This window comes from Klebsiella sp. GG_Kp175 (assembly GCF_040062325.1).
Lineage (GTDB): Bacteria > Pseudomonadota > Gammaproteobacteria > Enterobacterales > Enterobacteriaceae > Klebsiella > Klebsiella quasipneumoniae.
Genome location: NZ_JBEAFX010000011.1, coordinates 389,098 through 398,974 on the forward strand (window position 1 = coordinate 389,098; position 9,877 = coordinate 398,974).

9 protein-coding genes are annotated in these 9,877 nt (G+C 60.6%); 3 read left to right on the plus strand and 6 right to left on the minus strand.

Annotated elements, in window-relative coordinates; genetic code table 11:
* Nucleotides 1–63 precede the first annotated feature (63 nt).
* Both tehB and tehA read right to left on the minus strand, forming a co-directional pair.
* Complete coding sequence (tehB, locus tag ABLU73_RS17660) at nt 64–660, minus strand: tellurite resistance methyltransferase TehB (RefSeq protein WP_017900473.1); 597 nt, start codon at nt 658–660, stop codon at nt 64–66.
* Nucleotides 657–1,661, minus strand: a complete 1,005-nt coding sequence (tehA, locus tag ABLU73_RS17665; RefSeq protein ID WP_348850323.1) for a dicarboxylate transporter/tellurite-resistance protein TehA — start codon at nt 1,659–1,661, stop codon at nt 657–659. Before tehA ends, tehB begins: the two co-directional genes overlap by 4 nt.
* A gap of 111 nt (nt 1,662–1,772) precedes the next feature.
* Here tehA and ydcK point away from each other — a divergent pair, with 111 nt between their 5' ends.
* A complete protein-coding gene (gene ydcK / locus ABLU73_RS17670) occupies nt 1,773–2,753 on the plus strand; it encodes a YdcK family protein (protein ID WP_049092912.1) in 981 nt (326 codons plus the stop codon).
* Here the strand turns inward: ydcK and rimL are convergent.
* The 4 genes from rimL to ABLU73_RS17690 form a co-directional block, all read right to left on the minus strand.
* Nucleotides 2,739–3,317 (minus strand): 50S ribosomal protein L7/L12-serine acetyltransferase, encoded by a 579-nt coding sequence (rimL, locus tag ABLU73_RS17675; protein WP_069135738.1) that lies wholly within the window; start codon nt 3,315–3,317, stop codon nt 2,739–2,741. The two genes, ydcK and rimL, sit on opposite strands and share 15 nt — an antisense overlap.
* A gap of 52 nt (nt 3,318–3,369) precedes the next feature.
* The gene (locus ABLU73_RS17680; RefSeq protein WP_043519995.1) at nt 3,370–5,025 is read right to left on the minus strand and encodes a glucan biosynthesis protein; all 1,656 of its coding nucleotides are present in this window, start codon (nt 5,023–5,025) and stop codon (nt 3,370–3,372) included.
* Between the two features lie 315 nt (nt 5,026–5,340).
* Entirely contained in the window at nt 5,341–6,846 is a 1,506-nt protein-coding gene (locus ABLU73_RS17685; RefSeq protein ID WP_023318416.1) for a carboxylesterase/lipase family protein, read from the minus strand.
* A gap of 41 nt (nt 6,847–6,887) precedes the next feature.
* Nucleotides 6,888–8,231 carry a VOC family protein gene (locus ABLU73_RS17690; protein WP_023318417.1) on the minus strand — a complete coding sequence of 448 codons (1,344 nt, stop codon included), beginning with the start codon at nt 8,229–8,231 and terminating at the stop codon, nt 6,888–6,890.
* Nucleotides 8,232–8,470: 239 nt separating this feature from the next.
* Between ABLU73_RS17690 and pcaH the strand changes: the two genes are divergently transcribed.
* Complete coding sequence (pcaH, locus tag ABLU73_RS17695) at nt 8,471–9,211, plus strand: protocatechuate 3,4-dioxygenase subunit beta (RefSeq protein ID WP_004202816.1); 741 nt, start codon at nt 8,471–8,473, stop codon at nt 9,209–9,211.
* A complete protein-coding gene (pcaG, locus tag ABLU73_RS17700) occupies nt 9,208–9,828 on the plus strand; it encodes a protocatechuate 3,4-dioxygenase subunit alpha (RefSeq protein ID WP_004202817.1) in 621 nt (206 codons plus the stop codon). The genes pcaH and pcaG overlap by 4 nt, the downstream gene beginning before the upstream one ends.
* Nucleotides 9,829–9,877 lie beyond the last annotated feature (49 nt).

Here is a 9,877-nt window from a genome sequence, read left to right on the forward strand (position 1 = left end):
ATCCGAGGTGTATTCGTGAGAGGCGGCGCGGTCAATCTCAGTAATTACACGCGCCGCTGAGGATTATGCGGGCTTGCGCGCCAGCAGCGTGGCGAAGCGCAATTTGATCCGGTTGCCGCTGGCGTCGGTCCGATGCAGCTCACCGACGTCCTCATTATATTTCAGTAATTCCCAGTCCCGGTAGTACTCCCGAAGTTCATCGGGTTTAAAAGCAAACGGGAAGCCGACGGTGCAGGGATAGTCCTCGGTGTCCATCGCCGCGACAATCAGGTTATAGCCCCCGGCGGCGGTGCAGCGCTGCATATTGCCGATGAGTCCAGGGATGGTGTCAGGCTCGAGGAACATCATCACTACGGTGGAGAGGATCAGATCATACTCGCCGTCAAAGGCCAGGCTGTTGAGGTCTTTCACCGCGGTCTGCAGATTATCCAGCCCTTCGGCGGCGCGAATAGTCTCCAGATTGTTGATGCTCATCGCATTTTTATCCCACGCCGTCACCGTGAAGCCATTCGCCGCCAGATAAAGACTGTTACGTCCGTTGCCGCAGCCCAGATCCAGCGCCCTTCCCGGCGGCACAATCGTCGCGGCATGCAGCACCTCAGAGTGGGTGCGGGTCAGGCCATATTTTTCACTAAAATAATCCGCGTCTCGCGTTGTCATGATCCTTCCTTCTTATCCAGGAGTGTTTCCCGGTCGACCTGTAGCAACAGTTTCCCGCTGACCAACAGCAGCCCTGTGCGCAGCAGCAGCAGGCCGATGACCAGATTGCTAAAAATAAAGAGCGGCAGCGCCAGATGATGAAAAAAGCCGTCCGCCTTCGCCTGGCCCAGATGCAGGCCGGTGGTGGCCAGGGCGGAGATACCGAACGAGAAGCTCCAGAAAGAAGCATTGAACGGCTGGCGAAGATACCAGGGCATCAGACGCAGCATAAACAGCAGCTGTAACAGACCGTAGCCGAACAGCAGCTTAGCAAAGGTATCGGCCTCACCGCCGTTAACGCTGAGCCAGGCGCTGCAGGCCACCAGCGCAGGCGCCAGCTGGATCCCCAGCGACGTGCGCAGCGCGGTCGGCAGTTCGCCTGCGCTGCGCAGACGATGGAGGATAGCCGGCTCGAGGCTCAGCCAGGAGAAGACCCCGGCGCCAAGGAACACCAGTCCGGCGTCGGTAAACCCCAGCGCGCCGCAGGCCATCGCGCTGATAAAATTATTCGCCACCGTGGGCAGATACAGCCCCGGCGTAGTGGCCTCGCGAGGATGGTTTCCCCGCCACAGGCCGCCGCTTTGCCAGGCGGCATAGGCCAGCTGCAGCGCCACGCCCGGCACAAACAGCCCGATGGCCAGCGGTCGGCACCAGGGCGCCAGACCAATCGATACCAGCAACGTGGTGGCGGGAAACAGGCTGACGAAGCTGCTGCTGACCGGATGTCGCATCTCCTGCAGCACACTCGCCGGAAAGCGGATCGCCCGGCTGATAAACGCCATACTGAGCAGGACCCATATCGCTATCGCCAGCGTCACCAGCCCATCACCAATACTGCGGCTGACCGGCCAGAGGGTGCTGGCGTAACGCCAGGCAAAGCCCATCCCGATGGTGCCAAGCACCATGCCAAAATATCCCGCCGGCAGGTTAAGCACCTGCTGCGACCTATACGTTTTGCTCATTTTATTGATGTTATCAATTAAATTTGAAGTTGCATTCTAAAGGAACCTTATACCACGCGCTACGGCGATCTTTGCTATGTTTATGTTAACCATAAGTAATGAGGATCGGGAATGCGTAAATACCGTCTCAGCGAACAGACCCGGCAGTATTGTTACCAGGAAGAGGATGGCAAACAGTGCGTCACCCTGCGCCAGATTGTGGCGCTTATCGATTTCGCTGACGTCAAAGCGGGCAGCGAAGGCGGCTGGGTGGATGAAGAAAGCGCCCTCAGCCAGCAGGGAGAGTGCTGGATCTACGATGCCAATAGCGTGGTCTTCGCCGGGGCGCGCATCCTCGACGATGCCCGACTCAATGGCCCCTGCGTGGTCAGCCATGGGGCTATCATCAGCGGACGGGCATCCATTCACGCCTCGCAGGTCAGCCATCACGCGCAGATTGGTGACAACGTCACGATTAGCCAGAGTCTGGTGCGCGGCTTCTGTCGCCTCGCCGATGAGGCTCGTCTTCTGCCCCACTGTCAAGTCATTGCCGCCCGTGGGCTGACCGCCGATCGCGACAAAGTGCTGCAGATTTATCAGCGAGCCACCGTCAGCGCGTCGCGCATTCTCCACCAGGCGCAGATCTATGGCGAGGCCTTCGTCGAACACGCTTTTGTCGAACATCGGGCGGAAGTCTTTGACCATGCCAGGCTCGAGGGAAACGAGGAGAACGACGTCTGGGTATGCGATAACGCGCGGATTTACGGGCATGCCCGTCTGATCGCGGGACGCGGTGAGGACGCCATTCCCACCGTGCGCTACAGCTCGCAGGTCGCGGAGAATGCGGTGATTGAAGGCAACTGTCTGCTAAAGCATCGGGCGATGGTGGGCGGCGAGGCGCAGCTGCGCGGTGGACCGATTCTGCTTGATGATGACGTGCTGATCCAGGGGCGGGCTGTCATCGTCGGCGATGTGATCGTTGAGCACCAGGTCACTCTTGGGGACGAGGTGCAAATCGCCGCACGGGAAGGAGAAGCCATTCACCTGCGCGGCCCGAAGACCCTCGGCGGCCAACAGCAGATCACCCGAACGCCGCTGTTAGGCGCCCTGTAGCGCCTCGTCGCGGTCAATAATGCGGGCGTAGATATTCTGATCGTCATAGCTGCCGTTCAGATGCTCGGCCTGTCGGAGACAGCCTTCCAGAACAAACCCGTTACGCAACGCCACCTGGTTGCTGCGGGTATTCGCCACCCGACATTTGATCACAAACCGGCGCACCAGCCCGCTGCGGGCATAGTGGTGGATAAAGGCCTGCAGGGAACGGGACAGATACCCCTGCCCCTGGTGATCCTCATCGATCCAGTAGCCAATATAGGCCGTCTTATTCTGCGGCTCGATCTGGTTGAACGACAGAACGCCAATCGGCCGCTTTTCGAGAAACAGCAAAAACATTTTGGCGTAATCCCGCTGATGCAGCATCACGTTACCCTGCACATGGCGGCGGGTCTCCTCTTCGCTGCGCACCTCGCCGGCCCAGCTGAGCGACTGCTGTAGCCAGCGCTGGTTTTTCACCACCAGCTGGTGCAGGTCGCTGACGTAGCGTTCATCAATGGCGATAAGCGTCAGCGCCTCGGTCACCGGGATCGACTCCGGTACTGCTGGAATGTCTGTGGTCATGGGGCTCTCTACGGGCCCGCAGGGGGTGCCTGGGGCCACGGCTGTCACGGGGTTATTTCATGATCCGGTCGTCAATGTAGTTACGTTTATCCGGCGCCGGCGGGAAGTACTGATAGAGCCAGGTTTCGCTGATGGCTTCTCCCTGACAGCGCAGGAACAGACGCATCTCCACCGGGTCGGTCGAGTTGGAAGTCGGATACCAGTCGAAGAGGATCCGGTAGCCATCGAACGGCTCGACGTAGAGGATTTCAATCTGCTTCGCTTCGCCGCTGGAGAGGGTGATCACCGGTTCAATACCGCGCGGCGCGGCCGCTTTCAGATCGCCGCCAACAAAGTCGATGGCAAAACGACGCGCCCACTTGTCCGGGTAGTGTTCGCCCGGCGCCCATCCCTCCGGGAAGCCCCCCATCCCGGTGCGGGTGGCGAGCACACGCGCCAGCGGTGTGCTGACCGGCGGCTGTGCGCTCCAGTAGAGACGGTAGCTGAAGTCGAGTTCGTCGCCCGCCTTCACTGCCTTTTCCGGCTGCCAGAAGCAGACGATATTATCCAGCGTTTCACCGGTGGTCGGGATCTCCATCAGGCTGACCGCCCCTTTGCCCCACTGGTTACGCGGCTCAACCCACAGGCTGGGACGCTTGTTATACCAGCCCATCACGTCCTGGTAGTGGGAAAAATCACGGTCCAGCTGCAGCAGACCAAAGCCGCGCGGGTTCTTGTCCTGGAAGGCGTTGAACTGCAGCTTCTGCGGGTTGTTCAGCGGCCGGCAGACCCATTCGCCGTTGCCCAGCCACATCGACAGCCGATCGGAGTCGTGGATCTGCGGGTGGATGGTATCGCACATCCGACGCTCGTTGTTGCCGCAGCTGAACATGCTGGTCATCGGCGCGATCCCCAGCTGTTTGATATCCTTGCGGGCGTAGAGATGGTTCTCCACGTCCATAATGACCTGGGTATCCTGGCAGTGGATGGTGAACTTGTAGGCGCCAGTGATGCTCGGGCTGTCGAGCAGGGCGTAAACGGTAAAGACCGTGGCGTCCCCTTTGACCGTTTCGAACCAGAAAGAGGTGAAATCGGGGAACTCTTCCGGGGTATCGGTAAAGGTATCCACCGCCAGCCCACGGGCCGACAGGCCATACTGGTAGGTGCTGTCTACCGCGCGAAAATAGCTGGCGCCGAGAAACGCCACGATATCCCGGCGCGCCAGCTCAGGTGCTTTAAATACCCGGAACCCGGCGAAGCCGAGGTCGGACTGCCCTTCCAGCTGCCGGGTATCTACCCCGGCGTCATTGTACTTGAACAGCTCCGGACGGAAGTGGATCTCGCGCGCCTGCTGGGTGGCGGCGTCTAAAGAGAACATGCGCACGCGGCGACGGAACCCCATCCCGACGTGGAAAAACTGGATATCCAGTTTGCGTTCTTCAATATTGTTCCATAGCGAGTGGTTAGCGTCATACTGAATGCTGTTATAAGCCTGCGGGGTGAGATTGGCCAGCGTCGGCGGCAGATCGCGCGGTGCCCCGCCCCACGGCTGGCGCGCCAGATCGTGGGCCATCGCCTGCAGCACGGCATAATCGAACCGACGCGTCTGCCCGTCGGCAATGCCCGCGTCTTCAGCAAACGCGGCCTGACTGAATAAGGAAGCGACTCCTGACGTTCCGCATACGGCGGCAACAGCCATGGAAGATTTAAGAAAACGTCTGCGGTTCATGCCTGAGAAAGCGTCCTTCTGCACGGGTGAAATGATTCGCAACGCGTCATCACGCTGCGTGATAATTTCCGCCCACTCTAGACAAAAACGATTAATAATCCAATTGTTGCCAGCAGAAAAACGGTAAAAAAGCCCTGTCTACCAGAACAGGCTGTTTTTTCATCGCCGGCGGAGGGAGAGCGCAATATCTAACGCAAACCCGTCTTAAACAAAGCGGACAGCACTCTCCCGGCACCCTGTCTCATCGCCGGGCCGTTTCTTAGCCACCCGCGGCCTGCAGCAGGGGCGTGCCCCGCTGAGCCGCCCCCATCCCCTTTATTCGAGGGTCACGTGGTGCTTCATCACCCGGCGAAACAGCGCCAGCCGGGCGCGCATAAAGCGATTCTCCACTTTAAACCCGGCACGCTTATGCAGGCCAATGCGCAGCAAACGATCCCGTCCGCGCAGGCACGCCGGCCAGCGCACCGCGCCGGCAAGCACCTGCTCGCCGCTGGCGACGCGGGCAAACTGGACCCAGTAGTCAGCGACCTGAGCGGCGAAGGCCAGATCCGCTTCACTGGCATACTGCCGCACCGGGTCGGTGAGCCGCAGGTTATCAAACACGTAGGGCACCTCGTTGCCGTGCCAGGCGCCGTGCGGATAGGCGTCATGTTCCGCTTCCGCGACATAATCGAACCAGTACCGCCAGCACGGCTGGCCCACGCGCTGCTGGGCCTGCATCACCACATAGCCGAGGGTGGTAAACGCCATATCCCGACAGACTTCCCGCCCCAGCGCTTCATCGCCTTTTACGCCGGGATAGAGGAGTTTGATCAGTCCCAGACCCAGACGGCGCTCACGGCGCAGTTTCTGGATCTGCCCGGCGATGTCGACGCCAAACACCGCCATCACGCTGGCTTCATCGCTGTTGGAGCCGATGATCACCGGCATCGGATGCTGGCGCCCGGCAAAAAAGGTCTCCAGCATCGGCTGCGGGAGCACGATATCGCCTGCGATGGGCGCTGGCCCGATATTCAGCGGGGCGGAAAGCGACCAGAAGGCCTCCGCCGGGATTGCCCGCAGTTGCTCAGCGCTGGCCTGTGGTAAGGCGAAATGTTCCGCCAGCAGACGGCCTTTCTCCAGCGCCTTTTCCCGCGGCAGATCGGGTAAGGTATACCCGCTCTGAATAATCGCTTTATGGAACAACCCTTTCGCTTTCGGCGAGGCCATCAGCGACAGCACGCTGCGCGCGCCGGCGGATTCGCCAAACAGCGTGACGTTGGCGGCGTCGCCGCCGAAGGCGTGAATGTTTTCCTGGACCCACTGCAGGGCGGCGATCTGGTCGAGCAGCGCGAAGTTATACAGCCGCTCGCCCGCCTCTTCTTCCAGCGCCGGGTGGGCGAAAAAGCCGAGGTGGCCCAGACGGTAGTTGACCGTCACCACCACCACGTCGCGGCTGGCCAGCGCCAGGCCATCGTAAGGCGGCAGGCTACCGGCGCCGATGGTAAACCCGCCACCGTGCAGCCAGACCATCACCGGCAGCGGCTGCGCTGCGCTGGCGGGAGCCCAGACGTTGAGATAGAGACAGTCTTCGCTGAAGCGACCGGGATCCCCGCCGCCAAGTTCGCGGCAGTAGTCAATGTCCTGCCAGCTGGCGGCGGAAAAGGCGTCGGCCTGACGCACGCCCGGCCAGCGGGCGGGAGGCTGCGGCGCGCGCCAGCGCAGCGGCCCCACGGGCGGCGCGGCGTACGGAATGCCGCGCCAGATATGGATCCCCTGCTCTGCGCTCCCGGCCAGCGTGCCCTGCCGGGTTTTCGCCAACGGTTTCGACGGATGTTGCATAACCTGCTCCCTGTAAGGCTGATGCCAGCAGGTTACTGATTTTACAGCAGACCGCAACGTCGTTTGCTGCGCTCCTCCGCCTGCTGGTACAGTTCAAATTCATCCTGCACCGGACAACCCAGCGCCGCTTCAAAGGCTTCGCGGCTGGCATTCCCGTGGCTGCGGGCCTGGGTTTCGTTACCCAGATTGGACTGAAAAATGCCCGCCGCGCTGACCGGTAAAAAATCCTCATAGACGATAGGCTGGGCCACTATCCACCCGCGCTCGATCAGCGGCTGGGGATCGTCGCCCGGGCGAAACGCGTGGCGATGGGCCTCGCCAGCCGGCGTCAGGCGGTAGCGAAACCAGGCCAGCCCCTGCTGACGCAGCAGAAATTCGCTGTCGGGAAATTCGCGGAATACCTCCTGCAGATGCAGCTGGTGGCTGAGATTGTCTTTGCCGGTCCCTGCTGCCTGCAGCAATCGGTCGTATAGCGCGCGTCCTTTTGGCGTCAGCGCCACGCCGCGCTGCTCAATTTCGCCGAAGCGGGCGCTGTGAGTGCCGCGGTGTTCGCCGGCGAACATTACTGGCTCCTCAAGCGCCTTGAAGCTGGTCTGTCGCAGGAGGATCGGTACCTCCCGGCGCGGCGGACCTTCGATCAGGGCCTTTGGCTCAATGCCGCACTCCGGCATCAGGGCCTGCGCGCGGTCAATATCCAGCGTCCGCGGCGTGAGGTGGTTGATATGACATCCCGGGAAGCAGACCACATCGGCAATCAAGCGATGCTCGCGATGCAGCGCGTGGTAGGTCTCCTCATCGACGGTGGCATGCCGGTGCCAGCGGAAGGTCTCCAGCGCCTCCTGCACGAACTCGCGGGCTTCCGCAGGGGTGAACGCCCCTTCGGCCTCGTGCCGGGCGATCAGCGCCAGACAGCGGGGAGTGAATATGTTGCGCCGGGCGAGGATCGCCTCGGCTCGCTCACGCAGAGCGCGGTTTTCGATCAGCTCCAGACGCAGCAGCGAGGTAAAAACCCGAAACGGATTGCGCGCCAGCGCGGCATCGTCGACAGGACGAAACGCCGTGGAATGAACCGGCACGCCGGCCTGTGAAAGATCATAATAGCTGACGGGATACATCCCCATGATGGCAAACATGCGACGCAGCGTCGCCAGTTCCTCCGCTGTGCCCACGCGGATCGCCCCGTGGCGCTCAACGTTCAGGCGAGCCAGCTCGTCGGCGTTGGCCAGTTGTTCATGCAGCTTCGGATTATTTTCCAGTACCGCCAGGTTGACGTCAGCCACCAGCTCCAGCAGCGTCCCGTACTGCGGAACTTCCTGCTGGTACATGGCCGACATGGCCTGCGAAAACTGCTCCCGAATCTCATCAGCCGTGATGGTGTTCGCCATGATGTGTTACCTCCAGTGAATACTTCCTGGAGTGTAGGAAAGCTGCCTCCCGGCGGGGGGAAGAATTTACAAACTGTGATGGCGATAACCTGCTTCCGGTCATGGGCATGGCGCAGGGCATAACCGACGGTTATGAAAAACACCCGGTAATTTCACTTTAAATTAACAATATATTTACACACACTGTTTCTGGCGACATTACAACAACATGCCTCTCTACCCTCTATACGGAGTACCCGATGAACGATAAATGGTCCCCGCGCGAGGTTATCCATCGCGATTACAGTAGTCACCCGCCCGCTTACGCCCCGGGCTATAAAACCAGCGTCCTGCGCTCCCCGAAAAACGCCCTAATCTCCCTGCAGAACTCGCTGTCAGAGATCACCGGCCCGGTGTTTAGCCGCGACGACCTGGGACCGCTGGATAATGACCTTATCCTTAACTATGCCAAAGAAGGCCTGCCGATTGGCGAGCGGATCATTGTGCACGGCTATGTGCGGGATGGTTTCGGCCGACCAATGAAAAACACCCTGGTGGAAGTGTGGCAGGCCAATGCCGGCGGCCGCTATCGACATAAAAAAGATCAGTATCTGGCGCCGATTGACCCGAACTTCGGCGGCTGCGGTCGGGTGCTGACCGACGAGAACGGTTATTACTGTTTTCGCACCATCAAGCCCGGCCCCTACCCCTGGCGCAACCAGGCCAGCGACTGGCGTCCGGCGCATATTCATTTCTCGCTTTCAGGCGACGCCTGGGCCCAGCGCCTGATCACCCAGATGTATTTCGAAGGCGACCCGTTGATCAAGCAGTGCCCGATCGTCAGGACCATTAATAATGACGACGCCGTGCGCACCCTGATCGCCGAGCTGGACATGCACGCCGCCGTGCCGCTGGATTGTCTGGCCTACCGCTTCGACCTTGTTCTGCGCGGCCATCGCGCCACGCTGTTTGAAAATCGCACTCAGGGGGCCGCCCGATGAAAGAGTATCTGCCTGAAACCGCCTCGCAGACTGCGGGACCCTATGTTCATATCGGTCTGGCACCGGACGCGGCGGGTTTTCATATTTTTGAAAAAAATTTTGGTCCGGTTCTCACCACCGCCGATACGGTCGGGGAACGGATCACCATTGAAGGCCGGGTTATCGACGGCTCCGGAACCCCGGTCCGCGACGTGCTGCTGGAGATCTGGCAGGCTAACGCCGCGGGACGCTATAACCATCCTGAGGACCGTCAGCAGCAGAAAGCGGTCGACCCAGGCTTTCGCGGCTGGGGACGCACCTGCTCTGACTTCACCTCCGGCGTCTGGCGCTTTGAAACCATCAAGCCCGGCGCGGTGGTTGGCCGCGACGGCCGTCTGATGGCGCCGCACGTCAATCTGTGGGTGGTGGCGCGGGGGATCAACATTGGCCTGAATACGCGGATGTATTTCGCCGATGAGCACGAGGCCAATGCCAGCGACCCGGTGCTGAATCTCATCGAATGGGAGGTGAGACGCAAAACCTTAATCGCCGAGCGCGAGGTTCGCGGTGCGGAAGTGGTCTATCGTTTCGACATTTATCTGCAGGGCGAGAACGAAACCGTCTTTTTCGATATCTAGCGGCCATGCTGACCACCGCCGCCACCATTCCGGGAATGAATATGGAAGT